Genomic DNA, 17,082 nt, shown 5'->3' on the forward strand with positions numbered 1-17,082 from the left:
ATTAGGAGCCTCATCATGGCGATAAATAAAGATGCAGCACAAACAGAAGAGCAATTCATCGACAGCGTTAAGGTAAGCCTGGACGACGCTGAAAAACTCCTGCGTGAAGCGGCCTCGGCCACGGGTGACAAAGCAGCCGAATTACGCGAAAGTGCTATGCAATCGCTACGTCGGACTCGCGAGGCGTTGTACGAAACCCAAGATGTTCTACTTGAACGCGGCCGGCGCGCTGCACGGGTTACCGACGATTACGTCCACGACAATCCTTGGCAGGCTATCGGCATGGCCGGCCTTGCCGGTGTGCTGATCGGCGCTCTTATCTGCCGCCGTTAACCTAGTCAACAAGGGCAAATCATGGCGCTCCGAGAATCCGTCGGCGAGCTGGGATGCACATTGCTTTCCATTTTGCGTACTCGCCTTGAGCTATTTTCGCTGGAAGCTGCAGGTCAGAAAGCGCACCTCATTACCATTCTGGGTATGGCCTTCGGAGCGCTGCTCTTTTTAACGCTGGCAGTTCTGGTGTTTTCCATCGCCGTAGCCTTGTATTTCTGGCCTACCGATCAGCGTTATGTTGCATTGGGCTTGCTGGCTTTATTCTATGGCTTGTTGGGTTTGGGCCTATTCATGGCCGTGCGTAGCAGATTGCTGTTCTCGCCGATGCCGTTCGCCGCTACTGTGGACGAGCTGCGGCGTGACCTCAGCATGATCGAACGCTTGCGTGAACCGGCTCCGATGTCGGTTTCCAGGCCCGACTGGACAGGCACCAAGGATCGCCGATGAAAAAATCATTGTCAGGCAAAGAACGTGCGGTGGAGCTGGAACTCGTTCGGGCGCGCGCAGCTCTCGAGCGGCAAAGTCTCACGCACAATGTCCACGCCCTGGGTCAAGAGCTCAAACCGGCTGCGATATTGCACGCATTTTTTCCCCGGCTTACGTCCAGAAGGCCATCCGACTGGCTTTTTCAGGCATTGTCGCTTGGCAGGCAGTATCCGTTGTTGGCGTCTGGCGCTTCGGCCTTGCTCTCAGGTGTGGGCAAACGCCGTCGGCTATGGCGTGTGGCGGCGGGCCTTTTACTAAGCTGGCAAGTGGCACGTGCCATGAAAAAATAAGCAGCCAGCCCGCCTTATTCCGTTTCCAGATCAAACGGCAACGCGAAGACGAACTACAGGCATCACTGACTTAGGCAGGTGAAGGTGACAAGGTGCGCGTTTGACCCGTATATCGAATTACAAGCCTAGTTCACTCCACATTGCATCGACCCGAGCCTTAACGGAAGCTTCCATGTGTATGGGCGTTCCCCATTCGCGCTGGGTTTCGCCTGGCCATTTATTGGTGGCATCCATTCCCATCTTCCCGCCTAGTCCAGATACTGGCGAAGCAAAATCCAGGTAATCGATAGGCGTATTTTCGACCAGAAGCGTGTCCCGGACCGGGTCCATACGGGTGGTCATCGCCCAAATGACCTCTTTCCAGTCGCGTGTGTCGATATCGTGGTCGACCACCACGATAAATTTTGTGTACATGAATTGGCGTAATACACTCCATATACCGAACATCACGCGCTTGGCGTGCCCGGCATATTGCTTGCGTATGGAGACCACGGCCAGGCGATAGCTGCATCCCTCGGGGGGCAGGTAGAAGTCCACGATTTCAGGGAACGTCCGCTTCAAGAGCGGAACGAATACCTCATTCAGGGCCACACCCAGAACGGCAGGTTCATCGGGCGGCTTGCCCGTGTACGTGCTGTGGTAAATAGGATTACGCCGCATCGTGATGCGTTCGACTGTGAACGCAGGGAACCAGTCCTGCTCGTTGTAGTAGCCCGTGTGGTCGCCATAAGGCCCTTCCAAGGCCATTTCGTAGCCCGTATCAACAGGCGGTGTCTTACCTTCCGGGATCGTCGGTTTAATGGCGTCCGGATGCGAGGACGGCAATATGTGGCCCTCGAGTACGATTTCGGCGAAAGCGGGTACCGATAAATTGCTACCCAATGCTTTCGTGACTTCGGTCCTGGAACCACGCAGGAGGCCAGCAAATTGGTATTCCGACAGGCTGTCCGGAACAGGCGTTACGGCCCCCAAAATGGTCGCGGGGTCGGCTCCCAGCGCTACGGCTATCGGAAAAGGGGTGCCGGGATTGCTTAATGCATGATCGCGAAAATCAAGGGCTCCCCCGCGGTGCGAGAGCCACCGCATGATAAGTTTGTTGCGTCCGATCAGTTGCTGGCGATAGATACCCAGGTTTTGCCGTTTGGCGTTTGGCCCGCGCGTGATGACCAGGCCCCATGTCAGCAAAGGGGCGATATCGCCCGGCCAGCAGCGCTGCAGTGGTATTTCTGCCAGATCTATATCTTTGCCTTCCAGAACGATGTCCTGGCATGCGGCTCCCTTGACCGTTTTAGGGCTCATGTCCCATAGCGCCGATTTCAGCATCGATACTTTGGCCAAAGCGTCGCGAAGGCCGCGTGGAGCCTCTGGCTCACGCAGTGACGCAAGCAGTTCGCCGGTCTGGCGCAACTCGCTGACTTCTTCGGCGCCCATTCCCCAGGCGACCCGCTTGGGTGTGCCAAACAGATTTGTCAGCACCGGGATAGGGGAGAGCGAGCCGTTATGCATGGGACGCTCGAAAAGCAGGGCGGGGCCTTCCGCCCGCAGGACGCGATCGCTGATCTCAGTCATCTCGAGGTCAGTCGAAACCGGAGTTGTCAGGCGTTTGAGTTCGCCAGCGCTTTCCAGTTGCGCGATAAAGTCTCTTAGGTCACGATATTTCACAGAGTTCGCCGATCAGGTTACATTAGTACGACAGTGGAAGGTTAACATCGACTCACCAGGTTTGATTCAAAGGACACAATGGCAGTCATGGGTTCCGGCAATTTAGTAAGCCGTTCCGCCCGAGGGGCAATGTATCAGTTAAGCGAACTGATGCACGTCTGTGCCGTTTACCTGGGGATCGCAGTGCTGGTTACGATCTCGCTTACGTTTACGGTTCCATCCTTACGCGAACAAGCCAGGCAACTCCACACGGCACTGGTATTCGTCTTACGTCCTGATGGGCTCAAGGGCGATGTATTCGCCACCTTGGGCACCGGTCAGAACGACTTCTTCTTCGAAGGTGAATCTTACGACCTTGACGGTCCCGATTCCAAACCGTCCGTCGCCGCGCCTTCTCGGGTCGAAAAGTCGGGGGTCTCACCCAAGATCGAATCCGAGCCTGCTGCTCAAACCAACTTCAGCAAGGCGCTTAATGCCTCGCTGGCAGGTCAGCCGATTGCCGGTGTTACGTCTGCCCAGGCTCAGGCCTTGCGCAGCTATATTGCGCGGAAATACAAGATTGCCCATAGTGTGGCCGGCGCATTGATCAACACGGCGTTTCTGGTGGGCAATGAAACCAAGCTCGATCCCCAGCTTCTTCTCGCGGTTATTGCCATCGAATCACGCTATAACCCTTATGCGGAAAGTCATGTGGGCGCACAGGGGCTGATGCAGGTGATGACCAAGGTCCATAAAGAAAAGTTTGCGGCCTTCAATGAAGGCTCTATCGCCGCCCTTAATCCTATCGCCAATATCCGTGTCGGATCGCAAATTTTGCGCGATTGCATAAAACGACGGGGATCCGTCGAAGGCGGTCTGGCCTGTTACGTGGGGGCCACTGGCCCCAGCGACGGAGGCTACGGCGCGAAGGTGTTGGCCGAAAGGCGGCGCATTGCGCTGGCTTCCGGCATTTCCGTCGGCCGGTAAGGCGAATCAGCCCAGGAAGCGTTCCATCCGTTCAACCGCCTCCTGCAGGCGGTCTATTCCTGTGGCATACGAAAACCTCAATGAGTGAGCGGCGTGCGCCGGGCCGAAATCACGGCCGGGAACCGCGGCAACACCGGCTTCATACAGCAGCCGATGCGAAAAGTCGTCGCTATCGTGGCTGAATTTGCGAATGTCCGCATAAATATAGAAAGCGCCGTCCGGCACAACCGGTACATGCAGACCCAGGCGTTCAAGCTGCGGAAGCAGGTAGTCGCGACGCTGTTTGAATGAGAGTCGCCGGTTCTCGAAAATTCGCATGACTTCGGGTTCGAAGCAGGTGATCGCGGCATGCTGCGCAAGCGCAGGGGCGCAAATGGCCAGGCTGGACGCCAGCTTTTCAATCGTCGGCATGAGATGCTGCGGCGCGATCATCCAACCTAGACGCCAGCCGGTCATGTGGAAATACTTTGAGAAGCTGTTGATGATGACGATGTTGTCGTCCAGGGTGAGAGCGCTTTGTGGCGCCTCGCCGTAATACAAGCCCAGGTAGATCTCGTCCATAATAATGAAGCCGCCGCGCTGCTTGACTTCAGCAATTAGTTCCTTGAGGTCTTCACGGGCGATGGTTGTCCCCGTCGGATTGCTGGGAGAGGCGATCAGCACGCCGCGGGTCGCCGGGCTCCAGTGTTCGCGGATGGCCGCGGCATCCAGCTGGAAGCGCTGATCAGGCGAACACGGAATAAGCCGCGGTACGCCGCCCGCAGCGATGATGAAATTCTGATTAGCAGGGTACGACGGGTCGGGCATCAACACTTCGTCACCCGGATTAATCAGTGTCATGGCCGCTAGAAGAAGCGCGCCCGACGCACCGGCGGTCACAATGATACGGTCTGGGTCGACGGTTGCGCCAAAGTGTTGCTTGTAATAGTCGGCGATGGCATCTCGCAATGGCGCTATGCCGGCTGGCGGTGTGTATCCGCTCAGGCCGGCCTGGGCGGCACGATTCAGGGTTTCAACAACCTGCGGCGGGGCCGTAAAATCAGGTTCGCCGATTCCCAAACTGATAATGTCACGGCCTTGCGCGTTCAGCGCAGTCGCCTGTTTGAATAGTTCCACAGCGTAGAATGGCATCACTTGTTCAGTACGCTTGGCAAGGCGGGGCATAAGGCTGGTCTCGGCGAAAAAGCATAATTGTAGCGTTCGTACAGCGGCCTGGTTTTTTTTTCAAGTGTATTCAAAGGAAGTAAACATGGAGTCTCGTTCGCGCCGGGCTTTCTTGACCGGCAGACGCTTGTCGCAAAACCCCTGGGAAGCATTTTGCCAACGCTTGCGCAGTGCCGCTACGGGTACTTTTTTCGAGTTTGAAATGCATGAAGGGGTAGGGAGCGCGCGGCTCATACCGAAGCAGGCAAGCGATGTCCATCATGCCAGGGCGTTATGTGCCGAGTACGGAGTGCTCCTTGCGCTAGACGGCATTCAACATGCGTCGCGCCTGAACGAAGAGCCAGTGCTGTGGGTAGAGCCGGGTCGCGATATGGCTGGGTGCCAGCGTCTTGAGCCTGGCAGTTCCAAATGGTTCGTGCAGCCGGGCTGTCTGCTGGGCGAGCTGGAAGCGGCCGGTTTCCAGCAATTCGCCGATCTGCCCTGCCATATCACGGTCGCCGCCTGGCTGGCCGACCGTACCCTGTGTGATTGGAACGCCGGGGAAACCTTCAAATCCGGAATGGTACACGCTTCGGTGTTGCTGGCGGACGGTTCTAGCGTCAATCTTGGCGCCTTCGGCGAAAGCAACCAGAAGCCGCTCGACGGCTTGCGCCTGCAGCAACTGGTGCCGGCGTTGTTCCAGGCCAGCGTGCATCCCGATGCGCAACTATGTCGCCAGGCCCAGCACTGGCCGGGCCGCTACCGTCTTGACGCCCTGCTACCGGCAGCGGGCCACGCGCCCAATCTTGCCCAGCTATTACTGGGCCACGGGGGCGACCTGGGCTGGATAGAATGGGTAGTGCTGGATGAGCAGTTGGCGCAGCCGCAGGCCGAGCGAAGCTATGCCGATCGTTACTCATCCCGACAGCGCGCGCAAGGCGATGCTGGGACCTGCGGTACGAATCTGGATGCACGTATCAAGGCACTGTTCGACCCCGCCGATGTTTTTCCGTATCCCGGCCAGGATGTCTGACCGATCAGCCTTATCCTTATTGTTTATATGACGTATAGTCATGTCCTAAATGATACCCAGGGGCTAGAATGGGTATCCAACCCACTCTAGACTATTGAAAGCACCATGGAAGAAAATTTTCGCAAAGCTGCTCTGGAATATCACGAGCAAGGACGTCCTGGAAAGATCTCCGTCACGCCGACCAAACAGTTGTCGAACCAGCGCGACCTGGCCCTGGCATATTCTCCCGGGGTTGCGGCGGCTTGCGAAGAAATTGTTTCCGATCCGGCCAATGCCTATCGTTATACGGCGCGCGGTAACCTGGTAGGCGTTATCACCAACGGCACCGCCGTGCTGGGCCTGGGTAATATTGGCGCGCTGGCGTCCAAGCCGGTCATGGAAGGCAAAGCAGTTCTGTTCAAGAAGTTCGCTGGTATCGATGTGTTCGATATCGAGATCAATGAAACCGATCCCGACAAACTGGTCGAGATCATTGCCGGCCTGGAACCGACGTTCGGCGGCATCAACCTTGAAGACATCAAGGCTCCGGAGTGCTTCACGGTCGAGCGCAAGCTGCGCGAACGCATGAACATCCCGGTCTTCCACGACGATCAGCACGGCACCGCTATTTGCGTATCGGCTGCCTTCATCAATGGTCTGGAAGTCGTCGGCAAGGACATCAAAAAAGTCAAAGTCGTTGTGTCGGGGGCCGGTGCTGCTGCATTGGCCTGTCTGGACCTCCTGGTCGATCTGGGTTTGCCCATCGAAAATATATGGGTCGCCGACATCGAAGGCGTGGTTTACACGGGTCGTACGGTTCTTATGGACCCCGACAAAGAGCGCTTCGCCCAGGACACGGCAGCGCGCAAGCTGGGCGATATCATCGATAGCGCAGACGTGTTTTTGGGATTGTCGGCAGGCGGCGTCCTTAAACCCGAGATGGTAGCCAAGATGGCTTCCCGGCCGCTGGTTCTGGCCCTGGCCAACCCCAACCCGGAAATCCTCCCCGAGGACGCGCATGCCGTGCGCGACGATGTGGTCATGGCAACCGGCCGGTCCGATTACCCTAACCAGGTCAATAACGTCCTGTGCTTCCCCTATATCTTCCGCGGCGCCCTTGATGTCGGCGCGACCACCATTACGCGTGGCATGGAAAAGGCAGCTGTCATCGCCATCTGCAAGCTGGCCCAGGAAGAGCAAAACGATGTGGTGGCTGCTGCCTATGGCACGTACGGCGTTTCGTTCGGCCCTGAATACTTTATTCCCAAACCGTTCGATCCACGTCTTATCGTGCGCATCGGGGTCGCCGTGGCGCTCGCCGCCATGGAAGACGGTGTGGCGACGCGGCCCATTGCCGACATCGAAAGCTACGCCGAACAGTTACAGCAGTTCGTGTACCGTTCCGGCTCGTTTATGAAGCCGCTGTTTTCAGATGCCAAGAGGCTGGTGCGGGAAGGCGGAAAATCGCGCATTGTGTTCGCCGAAGGCGAAGACGAGCGCGTGTTGCGCGCGGTGCAGATTATCGTCGACGAAAAACTTGCCAAGCCGATTCTGGTTGGGCGTCCTTCAGTACTCGAAGATCGCATCAAGAAATTCGGCCTGCGCCTGCGTCTGGGCAAAGACGTCGAAGTGACCAATCCCGACTACGACGAACGTTTCCATACCTACTGGACAACGTACTGGGAACGCATGTGCCGCCGCGGAATCAGCAAAGAGATGGCCCGTGTCGAGATGCGCCGCCGCCTTACCCTTATTGGCGCCATGATGGTGCATCTGGGTGATGCCGACGGCATGGTATGCGGCACGGTGGGCGCTTATGGGGATCATCTGCGGTTTATCGATGAAATCATTGGCAAGGCGCCAGGCGCCAAAACCTACGCGGCGATGAACATCCTGCTGCTGGCAGAGCGCACCGTTGCTCTGGCCGATACTCATATCAACGATAACCCCGACGCCGAGCAGATCGCCGAAATCACGCTGGCAGCGGCTACCGAAATGAGGCGTCTGAATATCGAGCCCAAAGTCGCACTGTTGTCGCGCTCGAACTTCGGAACCAGCAGTTCGTCTTCAGGCGAGAAAATGAAAACAGCCCTCGAACTGGTCCGCGAACGCGACCCAGGCCTCGAGATCGATGGCGAAATGCATGGCGACTGCGCTCTTAACGAAGAATTGCGCAAACGCATCATGCCGTCTACGACTTTGCAGGGCGAAGCCAATTTGCTTATATGCCCTAATGTCGACTCGGGCAATATTGCCTATAACCTTCTTAAAGCTGCAGCGGGCGGCAATGTGGCGGTCGGACCCTTCCTGCTGGGGGTCAATGCACCAATCCACATCCTGACGTCTAGCTCAACCGTACGTCGCATCGTCAATATGGCGGCTCTTACGGTGGTTGATGCGAATACCCTGCGTAAATGATACAAACAGGCTCAGTACGGGGCCTGTCGGGCTGATACTGACAGGCGGCGGAGCCCGGGCCGCCTACCAGGCAGGTGTGCTGGCAGGCGTCATGGATATACTCGATCCGAACCGCGCGCCGGACTTTACGAATCCTTTTTCGATCATTTCGGGTTCTTCGGCCGGCGCCATTAACGCGACGGCCCTGGGGTGTTTCTCCGACGATCCTCATACCGGCACGCATAAGTTGCTGGATTTATGGGGTAACCTGCACACCGGCATGGTCTACCGTGCCGATGCAGCAGGCTTGTTCCATACCGGGCTTCAATGGCTGAGCACTCTGGCATTTGGCTGGCTGATGCCGCACGCCAGCCGCCAGCAGCCCCGGTCGCTGCTCGATAACCGCCCGCTTGGGCGGCTACTCTCCGAAAGCCTCGACTTCGAGCGGCTAAGAAAGAATCTTGCATCGAAACGTCTCGATGCGCTGGCTATTACCGCAGCGGCTTACACAACGGGCGAGCATATAACCTTCTACCAGGCCAATCGCGCGATCAAGCCATGGCAGCGCGCGTTACGTCAGGCGGTGCCGTGCACAATAGGAGTAGATCACCTGCTGGCATCCAGCTCGATCCCGTTCATTTTCCCGGCACAGCCAATTCTCGTGGGCGGACAGACCGCTTGGTGTGGAGACGGATCGATGCGGCAATTGGCCCCCATGAGCCCCGCGATACATTTAGGTGCAAAGAAAATATTCGTGATTGGAACGGGGTATAAAGACGACACGCATCCCGAAAAGCGAAAAATTGACACCAAATACCCCACATTAGCTCAGATCGGCGGTCATGCCCTGTCAAACATCTTTCTCGATAGTATTTCGATGGACGTCGAGCGCATGGATCGAATAAATAGCTTGCTTGCACAACTGCCGCCAAATGTATTAAAAACCCAGTCTTTACGGCCTGTCAGCACGTTCTCAATTACTCCAAGCCGTTCGTTGGATGAAATGGCCTTGGTGCATCTGAAAAACGTGCCTAGGGCCGCGCGTGCACTTTTCCGCGTTATCGGTGTATCGTCGAATTCCGGACAAGCTACCGGGGGCGCATTGATCTCGTATTTGTTGTTCGAGGCCAGCTATACACAGGAGCTCATCCGTTTGGGCCGATCCGATAGCTTGAGCCGTATTGAAGAAGTAAAAGCGTTTTTCAAGGAGACGCCAGAATGAAATCAGCGCAGTCATTGCAGAAGCAATTGCAAAAAGGCGGTTTGATAGAGGCTCCCGCCGTCTCCAAGGACGAGGTTATCGAAGCTGCAGGCGCGGCCGGCTTGACGCCATTTGTCGTGGACTGCGACCGGGCCAGAAGCCGTTCGGCGGTATTGCGGGCCGTGGTCAAGGCGGTCGACTTTCCCGAATATTTTGGGGGCAACCTGGACTCTCTGTACGATTGTCTGTGCGATACCTTGCTGGATCAGAAGGGCGGTATGTTCTTATGGTTTCATAACCTGCACTCAGGCGACCCCGCGCTTGCCGAGGATTCACAGGCCATACTGCGGGTATGTGCCGACGTTGTAGACTTTGCCGCTAACAACGATAGGCGTTTTTCTTATGTCGTCGAACATGCTGGCAAGCATCCTGATCCCGAGCCGGGCATTTCGCCTACACCGTATTCTGGTTCACGGGCTCCCGAATAGGCCCGCCGCAAATTACTCCCATCCTCTGAGCGCGCTGATGGCAGCAATCAGCGCCAGGCCGGCGGTTTCGGTACGCAGCACGCGTTGACCGAATCTGACCGGCATTAAGGCATGGCGTTCGACAAGCGCCTGTTCTTCTAATGACCAGCCGCCTTCAGGGCCTACCAGTAGCGTCACGCGATCGGGTGCCGAGGCCATTGCCTGAACCAGCGTCGTGCTGCTCCCGGGATGGCAGAACAGGCTGGTTTGTTCACCCGGACTGGGTCGCTGCAGGTAATCGCGCAGCGTCGACGGGACGTCAATGTTCATGAGCCGGTTGCGTCCGCATTGCTCGCTTGCAGCTTGGGCGACGCGATTCCAGTGCTGCATCCGTTTCTGCAGTCGCTCTCCTGTCAGCTGCAGCACACTGCGCTGGGCCGCGATGGGAATCAGCCGCCTGGCGCCAAGTTCGACCGCCTTTTCGATTACCCAGTCCATCTTGTCGCCGGCCGGGATGCCTTGCACCAGGGTTATATCGCCCGCGAGTTCGGCCTCAATCGGATCGTGCACACCAAGCATGGCCATGCCGTTTTTGCCGTCAATGAGCAGACGGGCCGGATACTGACCGCCTTGGCCATTGAACAGCACTATGTCAGCGTCAGGTTTCAGGCGTAGGACCCGTATCGCATGATGCGCCAGCTCTGTCGGGAGTTCGACGGTTGTGTTGGACGCCAGCGGAACAGAGCAAAAGAAACGTGGAATGGCCATAAGACGCTTTACCTATACCGGGCAGTGATCAAGACCGAAATCATACTGTTGGATTCGATTCTATGGTTTCCGGGGGCCAGTCCTGGCACGGTTTGCCGCCTGCGTCCGGGCGCCGGACGAACGTAAACAACGTCAAAATTCCCCAGTGTTAAAATCGGAGGCTTTGTAAACCTTATTGACGGGGCCGGACCTTTTTTCGGGTTTGGTCGCCTCTTGCGAGTTTTGAATGAGCCACACGCCAGCCCAAGATTCTTCCATGGCCAACGCTATCCGAGCGTTAGCCATGGATGCGGTCCAACAAGCCAACTCGGGTCACCCCGGAGCCCCTATGGGGATGGCCGATATCGCCGAAGCGCTATGGACGCGGCATCTGCGTCATAATCCTGCCGATCCCACCTGGGCCAACCGTGACCGATTTGTATTGTCGAACGGCCATGGTTCCATGCTTATCTATGCCTTGTTGCACCTTAGCGGCTACGATCTGCCCCTGGAGGAACTCAAAAATTTTCGCCAGCTGCATTCGCGCACGCCCGGCCATCCCGAAGTCGGTTTCACCGCCGGCGTGGAAACGACTACCGGCCCGCTGGGGCAGGGTCTGGCAAATTCGGTAGGCATGGCGCTGGCCGAGGCCTTGCTGGCCCAGGAATTCAATCGCGAAAAGCACACGATTATCGACCATTACACCTACGCGTTCGTGGGCGACGGTTGTCTCATGGAAGGGATCTCGCACGAGGCGTGTTCCCTGGCTGGCACACTGAAACTGTCCAAGCTTATCGTCTTCTATGACGACAATGGCATCTCTATCGACGGGCGTGTTGAAAATTGGTTCGGCGACGACACCGCAAAACGTTTTGAAAGCTATGGTTGGAACGTTGTGCGAGGCGTGGACGGCCACGACATGGCGGCTGTCGATGCCGCCATCGTTCAAGCAAAGCAGTTCGCAGGCGAGCATAAGGGCCCGACCCTTATTTGCTGCCGCACGGTCATCGGCAAGGGTTCTCCCAATGCCGCTGGAACGGAAAAAGTCCATGGCGCGCCGCTGGGTGCCGACGAAATCCAGGCCACCCGTACGGCGCTGAACTGGCCTTACGAAGCTTTCCATATTCCAGCCGAAATATATGAGTACTGGGATGGCAAGCAAAAAGGCCAGGCGCTTCAATCCGAATGGCAAGCGCAATTCGACGACTATGCTCAAGCCTTTCCCGCCGAAGCCGCCGAATTGCAGCGCCGCATGTCTAGCACCTTGCCCGACGATTTCGCCGAGCAATCGCAAAAGTTTATCGAAGCGACCAATCAAAAAGCCGAAACCGTGGCCAGCCGCAAGGCGTCGCAACTGGCCATCACGGCCTTTGCCGAGCTGTTGCCAGAATTCCTGGGCGGTTCCGCCGACCTCACAGGATCTAACTTCACTGACTGGAAGGGCGCCGTACCGGTGCGTGCCGGCGAGCTGCACCTGCGGTTTGGCCGCCATATCAACTACGGCGTGCGCGAATTCGGCATGGCCGCGATCATGAATGGTATCGCCCTTCATGGCGGCTATCTGCCTTTCGGCGGAACGTTCCTGACTTTCTCCGATTATTCTCGTAATGCGCTGCGCATGGCTGCGCTCATGAAGCAGCGTGTCGTGCATGTCTTCACTCATGACTCCATTGGGCTTGGCGAAGACGGCCCGACCCATCAGTCGGTCGAGCATGCAGCCAGCTTGCGCCTAATTCCTAATTTGCAGGTATGGCGCCCGTGCGACACCACAGAAACGGCGGTGGCCTGGGCACAGGCGGTACAGCGTCCGGCCAGCGTGGGCATGGATGTCAAAGATGGCGGCCCCACCGCCTTGCTATTGTCGCGTCAGAATCTTCCCTTCGTTCCCCGCGATGCCCAAACCCTCGCCGCGATTAGCCGCGGCGGTTATGTATTGCGCGACGCGGCCAACGCACAGGCCATTATCATTGCAACGGGTTCTGAAGTTGCGCTGGCGCTGGGCGCACAAGAACAGCTGGCGGCAAAGGGCATCGCCGTCCGCGTTGTGTCCATGCCTTGCACCAACGTATTCGACCTGCAAGATGCGCAGTGGCGCGAATCCGTGCTGCCCAAAGGGCTGCCCAGGGTCGCGGTCGAAGCCGGCGTTACCTCGGGCTGGTACAAATACGTTGGACTGGATGGCGCCGTGGTGGGTATTGATACCTACGGCGAATCCGCGCCGGCAGGGGTATTGTTCAAGTTCTTTGGCTTGACCGTCGAGCATGTTGCTACGGCTGTCGAACAGGTTTTATAAACAGGAGATCATTAATGACTATTCGCGTGGCAATCAACGGTTATGGCCGTATCGGTCGCAATATTCTGCGTGCCCATTACGAAGGCGGTAAAAAGCACGACATAGAAATTGTGGCAATCAACGACCTGGGCGATCCCAAGACCAACGTTCACCTGACGCGCTTCGATACGGCCCATGGGAAATTTCCGGGCACGGTAAGCGTCGATGGCGATTACATGGTGGTCAACGGCGACAAGATCCGCGTGCTTGCCAATCGTGATCCTTCCGCTTTGCCATGGGGTGATCTGGGCGTGGACGTCGTCCTCGAATGTACAGGTTTCTTCACCAGTAAGGAAAAAGCCAGTGCCCACATTCGCGGCGGTGCAAAGAAAGTCATTATTTCCGCACCGGGCGGCAAAGACGTTGATGCCACGATCGTATACGGTGTCAATCACGGCGTACTGAAGGCCAGCGATACTGTCATTTCAAATGCGTCGTGCACGACCAACTGTTTGGCTCCGATGGTGCAGCCTTTGCATCAAAAGCTGGGCCTGGTCAACGGTTTGATGACGACCATCCATGCTTACACCAACGATCAGGTTCTAACCGACGTCTATCACGAAGACCTGCGCCGGGCACGTTCAGCCACCCAAAGCATGATCCCTACCAAGACCGGTGCTGCCTCGGCGGTGGGTTTGGTTTTGCCTGAACTCAATGGCAAACTGGACGGTTACGCAATTCGTGTTCCTACCATTAATGTGTCCATCGTCGATTTGTCCTTCGTGGCAGCGCGCGAAACCACGGTAGACGAAGTCAACGGAATTTTGAAAGCTGCTTCCGAACAAGGCCCATTGAAGGGCATTTTGGAATACAACGACGAACCGCTGGTGTCGGTGGATTACAACCATAATCCAGCCTCTAGTACGGTAGATGCCGGCCTTACCAAAGTGTCGGGTTCGCTGGTCAAGGTATCTTCGTGGTACGACAACGAGTGGGGTTTCTCCAATCGCATGCTCGACACCACAGTTGCTCTGATGTCGGCCAAATAAACGGCCGATCCTAGATTCAAGGGCGGGGTAACCCGCCCTTGCCACGTCTGACCTCGGCAAACTGATACCAATTATGTCTACTATAAAAACTCTTTCTTCTTTGGCAAAAGAGGGCGCGCTTGCTGGCAAGCGGGTGTTCATCCGTTCTGATCTGAATGTGCCGCTCGACGACGGTAAAATCTCCGAAGACACCCGCATTCGCGCGTCGGTGCCCGCCATACGCATGGCGCTGGATGCCGGTGCGGCGGTCATGGTCACCTCTCACCTTGGCCGGCCTACGGAAGGCACGGTAACCAAGGCCGATAGCCTGGCTCCCATCGCCGCGCGGCTTTCCGAATTGTTGGGGCTGCCTGTTACTCTGGTCTCAAATTGGGTTGATGGGGTTACAACCAGTCCTGGTCAAGTCGTATTGCTCGAGAATTGCCGTTGCAATGTGGGCGAGAAAAAAGACGACGCCGAACTTTCCAGGAAAATGGCGGCGTTGTGCGACGTATACGTTAACGATGCGTTTGGCACGGCACACCGCGCTGAAGCCACGACGCATGGCATTGCAAAGTTTGCGCCAGTGGCCTGCGCCGGCCCCTTGCTTGAAGCCGAACTTATTGCATTGGGACGCGCTCTGCGCGAACCAAAACGCCCGTTGGTTGCAATTGTCGGCGGGTCGAAGGTCTCAACCAAGCTTTCCATCCTGAAGTCGCTGGCCGATAAGGTCGATCAATTGGTGGTCGGCGGTGGCATCGCCAATACGTTTATGCTGGCGGCGGGCCTAGCTGTCGGAAAATCGCTGGTCGAAGCCGATCAGGTCTCCGAAGCCCGTGCTGTGATCGACCTCATGAAGCAGCGTGGCGCCGCGGTACCCATTCCCGTAGACGTGGTGTGTGCGAAAGAATTCAGCGCCAATGCCGTTGCTACGGTTAAGGCCGCCGATCAGGTCGTGGAAGATGACCAAATTCTCGATATTGGGCCTCAAACTGCGGAACAGCTCGCCGCTATCCTGCGGCAAGCGGGTACCATAGTCTGGAACGGTCCCGTGGGCGTGTTCGAGTTCGATGCTTTCGCCAATGGCACCAAGGTCGTATCCCAGGCGATAGCCGACTCCCAAGCGTTTTCCATCGCCGGCGGTGGCGATACACTCGCTGCCATTGCCAAGTATCGCATCGGCGACAAGGTTGACTATATCTCGACCGGCGGCGGGGCTTTTCTGGAATTTCTGGAAGGTAAAACGCTTCCCGCCGTCGAGATCCTTCAGCAGCGGGCCCAAGGTTAAGGTCATTCACTAACATTCAAGGTAGATATGGCTGCAGCGTTACGTCTTGTCCGTCAACACCCCGACGAACTGTTGGTGGGTTTGGTTTCGATTTCAGACCGGGCTTCCAGCGGTATCTACCAAGATCAGGGTATTCCCGCCCTGCAGGGTTGGTTGGGCGATGCCCTGATCCAGGCGCCGCAGGTGGTTACGCGGCTCATTCCCGACGAGGCGCCGCAGATATCGGCTACCCTGATCGAGCTCGTTGATACCGTGGGATGCGACCTGGTGTTTACCACCGGTGGCACCGGGCCGTCGCGCCGCGATGTGACGCCCGAGGCCACCCTGGCGGTAGCCACCAAAGAAATGCCCGGTTTTGGCGAGCAAATGCGTCAAATCAGTTTGAACTTCGTGCCGACGGCAATTTTGTCGCGGCAGGTGGCCGTTATTCGTGAAACGCCTGACCACGCGGCGCTTATCATCAACCTTCCGGGTCAGCCCAAAGCCATCAAGGAAACCCTCGAAGGCCTGAAAGATCCTGATGGCAAAGTGCTGGTGGCCGGCATCTTCGCCGCAGTCCCTTATTGCATCGATCTGATTGGCGGACCTTATATCGAAACGCGCAACGCGCTTGTTACCGCCTTTCGACCTAAGTCGGCAATCAGGCCTTGATAATCAGCAATTAATTTCATTCCCTCGTAAAATCGATTCTATTCACATTTACTTTGCTTTCAGGAGGTCTTGTCATGGCCCTAGTTTCCATGCGTCAGTTGCTCGACCATGCAGCCGAAAACGGTTACGGTATTCCAGCTTTCAACGTCAATAATCTGGAACAGGTCCAGGCTATTATGGAAGCCGCTGCCGAAACCGATAGCCCGGTCATTATGCAAGCGTCTGCCGGTGCCCGAAAATACGCCGGCGAAGGCTTCCTTAAATACTTGATCCAAGCAGCGGTCGAAACCTACCCGAATATCCCGGTCGTCATGCACCAGGATCACGGCCAGTCGCCGGCAATTTGCCAGGGCGCCATCAATCTGGGTTTCTCCAGCGTCATGATGGACGGCTCACTGAAGGAAGACGGCAAGACGATTGCCGATTACGAATATAATTTGGACGTCACCCGCCGTGTCGTCGAAATGGCGCATAAGCTGGGCGTCACCGTCGAAGGCGAGTTAGGATGCCTGGGCTCGCTTGAAACCATGCAGGGCGATAAAGAAGACGGCCATGGCGCCGACGGCAAGCTCACGATGGAGCAGTTGCTGACCGATCCTGAACAGGCGGCCGACTTTGTCCGGCATACGCAACTTGATGCGCTGGCGATTGCCATTGGTACCAGCCACGGTGCGTACAAATTCACGCGCAAGCCTACGGGCGATATCTTGTCCATCTCGCGCATTAAAGAAATCCATCATCGCCTGCCCAATACCCATCTGGTTATGCACGGCAGTTCCAGCGTGCCTCAGGATCTCCTTGCCGAAATCCGCGAATTTGGCGGTGACATGAAAGAGACCTATGGCGTTCCCGTCGAAGAGATCCAGGAAGCCATCAAGTTTGGCGTTCGCAAGATCAATATCGATACCGATATTCGTCTGGCCATGACGGGCGCAATTCGTCGTTTCATGGGCGAGAATCCATCCAAATTTGATCCGCGCGAATACCTGAAGCCAGCTCGACAAGCTGCCAAAGAAATCTGCCTGCAGCGTTACGAGCAGTTTGGCACGGCCGGCAACGCCAGCAAGATCAAACCGATACCGCTCACCGAAATGGCTAAGCGATATTCGGCCAGCGAACTCGCTCAAGTCGTTCAGTAA

Annotated in this window: 16 protein-coding genes; 13 read left to right on the forward strand and 3 right to left on the reverse strand. The window is 56.8% G+C overall.

The genetic code is table 11. The annotated features are described in order from the left end of the window. The first annotated feature begins 15 nt into the window (after positions 1 to 15). Genes EKL30_RS16530 through EKL30_RS16540 form a run of 3 tightly spaced genes read left to right on the forward strand, consistent with a single transcriptional unit; the run spans position 16 to position 1,109 of the window. Positions 16 to 333, forward strand: a complete 318-nt coding sequence (locus EKL30_RS16530) for a YqjD family protein (protein WP_126708337.1) — start codon at positions 16 to 18, stop codon at positions 331 to 333. Positions 334 to 354: 21 nt separating this feature from the next. Next, complete coding sequence (locus tag EKL30_RS16535; RefSeq protein ID WP_126708338.1) at positions 355 to 780, forward strand: phage holin family protein; 426 nt, start codon at positions 355 to 357, stop codon at positions 778 to 780. Further along, on the forward strand, positions 777 to 1,109 hold the full coding sequence (locus EKL30_RS16540; protein WP_126708339.1) for a hypothetical protein: 333 nt from the start codon (positions 777 to 779) through the stop codon (positions 1,107 to 1,109). The genes EKL30_RS16535 and EKL30_RS16540 overlap by 4 nt, the downstream gene beginning before the upstream one ends. 117 nt (positions 1,110 to 1,226) lie before the next feature. On the opposite strand, the gene ubiD is transcribed toward EKL30_RS16540, so the two are convergent. After that, positions 1,227 to 2,771, reverse strand: coding sequence for a 4-hydroxy-3-polyprenylbenzoate decarboxylase (gene ubiD, locus EKL30_RS16545; RefSeq protein WP_126708340.1), 1,545 nt, complete (start codon positions 2,769 to 2,771; stop codon positions 1,227 to 1,229). A gap of 78 nt (positions 2,772 to 2,849) precedes the next feature. On the opposite strand from ubiD, the gene EKL30_RS16550 reads away from it, so the two are divergent. Further along, positions 2,850 to 3,737, forward strand: a complete 888-nt coding sequence (locus EKL30_RS16550) for a lytic transglycosylase domain-containing protein (RefSeq protein WP_126708341.1) — start codon at positions 2,850 to 2,852, stop codon at positions 3,735 to 3,737. 6 nt (positions 3,738 to 3,743) lie between these two features. On the opposite strand, the gene EKL30_RS16555 is transcribed toward EKL30_RS16550, so the two are convergent. Beyond that, the gene (locus EKL30_RS16555; protein WP_126708342.1) at positions 3,744 to 4,901 is read right to left on the reverse strand and encodes a pyridoxal phosphate-dependent aminotransferase; all 1,158 of its coding nucleotides are present in this window, start codon (positions 4,899 to 4,901) and stop codon (positions 3,744 to 3,746) included. An 85-nt stretch (positions 4,902 to 4,986) separates the two neighbouring features. Here EKL30_RS16555 and EKL30_RS16560 point away from each other — a divergent pair, with 85 nt between their 5' ends. The 4 genes from EKL30_RS16560 (at position 4,987) to EKL30_RS16575 (ending at position 9,978) form a co-directional block, all read left to right on the forward strand. Next, entirely contained in the window at positions 4,987 to 5,913 is a 927-nt protein-coding gene (locus EKL30_RS16560) for a hypothetical protein (RefSeq protein WP_126708343.1), read from the forward strand. A 105-nt stretch (positions 5,914 to 6,018) separates the two neighbouring features. Beyond that, entirely contained in the window at positions 6,019 to 8,310 is a 2,292-nt protein-coding gene (locus EKL30_RS16565) for an NADP-dependent malic enzyme (RefSeq protein WP_126708344.1), read from the forward strand. Next, positions 8,288 to 9,511 (forward strand): patatin-like phospholipase family protein, encoded by a 1,224-nt coding sequence (locus EKL30_RS16570; RefSeq protein ID WP_126708345.1) that lies wholly within the window; start codon positions 8,288 to 8,290, stop codon positions 9,509 to 9,511. Before EKL30_RS16565 ends, EKL30_RS16570 begins: the two co-directional genes overlap by 23 nt. After that, a complete protein-coding gene (locus EKL30_RS16575) occupies positions 9,508 to 9,978 on the forward strand; it encodes a barstar family protein (RefSeq protein ID WP_126708346.1) in 471 nt (156 codons plus the stop codon). Before EKL30_RS16570 ends, EKL30_RS16575 begins: the two co-directional genes overlap by 4 nt. A 12-nt stretch (positions 9,979 to 9,990) precedes the next feature. On the opposite strand, the gene EKL30_RS16580 is transcribed toward EKL30_RS16575, so the two are convergent. Next, entirely contained in the window at positions 9,991 to 10,725 is a 735-nt protein-coding gene (locus EKL30_RS16580) for a 16S rRNA (uracil(1498)-N(3))-methyltransferase (protein WP_126708347.1), read from the reverse strand. A 226-nt stretch (positions 10,726 to 10,951) separates the two neighbouring features. Between EKL30_RS16580 and tkt the strand changes: the two genes are divergently transcribed. The 5 genes from tkt (at position 10,952) to fba (ending at position 17,082) form a co-directional block, all read left to right on the forward strand. Further along, the gene (tkt, locus tag EKL30_RS16585; protein ID WP_126708348.1) at positions 10,952 to 12,997 is read left to right on the forward strand and encodes a transketolase; all 2,046 of its coding nucleotides are present in this window, start codon (positions 10,952 to 10,954) and stop codon (positions 12,995 to 12,997) included. Positions 12,998 to 13,011: 14 nt separating this feature from the next. After that, positions 13,012 to 14,025 carry a type I glyceraldehyde-3-phosphate dehydrogenase gene (gene gap / locus EKL30_RS16590; RefSeq protein ID WP_126708349.1) on the forward strand — a complete coding sequence of 338 codons (1,014 nt, stop codon included), beginning with the start codon at positions 13,012 to 13,014 and terminating at the stop codon, positions 14,023 to 14,025. A gap of 73 nt (positions 14,026 to 14,098) precedes the next feature. Next, the gene (locus EKL30_RS16595) at positions 14,099 to 15,292 is read left to right on the forward strand and encodes a phosphoglycerate kinase (RefSeq protein WP_126708350.1); all 1,194 of its coding nucleotides are present in this window, start codon (positions 14,099 to 14,101) and stop codon (positions 15,290 to 15,292) included. 27 nt (positions 15,293 to 15,319) lie between these two features. Beyond that, on the forward strand, positions 15,320 to 15,943 hold the full coding sequence (gene mog, locus EKL30_RS16600; protein ID WP_126708351.1) for a molybdopterin adenylyltransferase: 624 nt from the start codon (positions 15,320 to 15,322) through the stop codon (positions 15,941 to 15,943). Between the two features lie 74 nt (positions 15,944 to 16,017). Further along, positions 16,018 to 17,082: a class II fructose-bisphosphate aldolase gene (fba, locus tag EKL30_RS16605; protein WP_126708352.1), complete on the forward strand. Its 1,065-nt coding sequence runs from the start codon at positions 16,018 to 16,020 to the stop codon at positions 17,080 to 17,082.

Source organism: Candidimonas sp. SYP-B2681, assembly GCF_003971065.1.
GTDB lineage: Bacteria > Pseudomonadota > Gammaproteobacteria > Burkholderiales > Burkholderiaceae_B > Pollutimonas.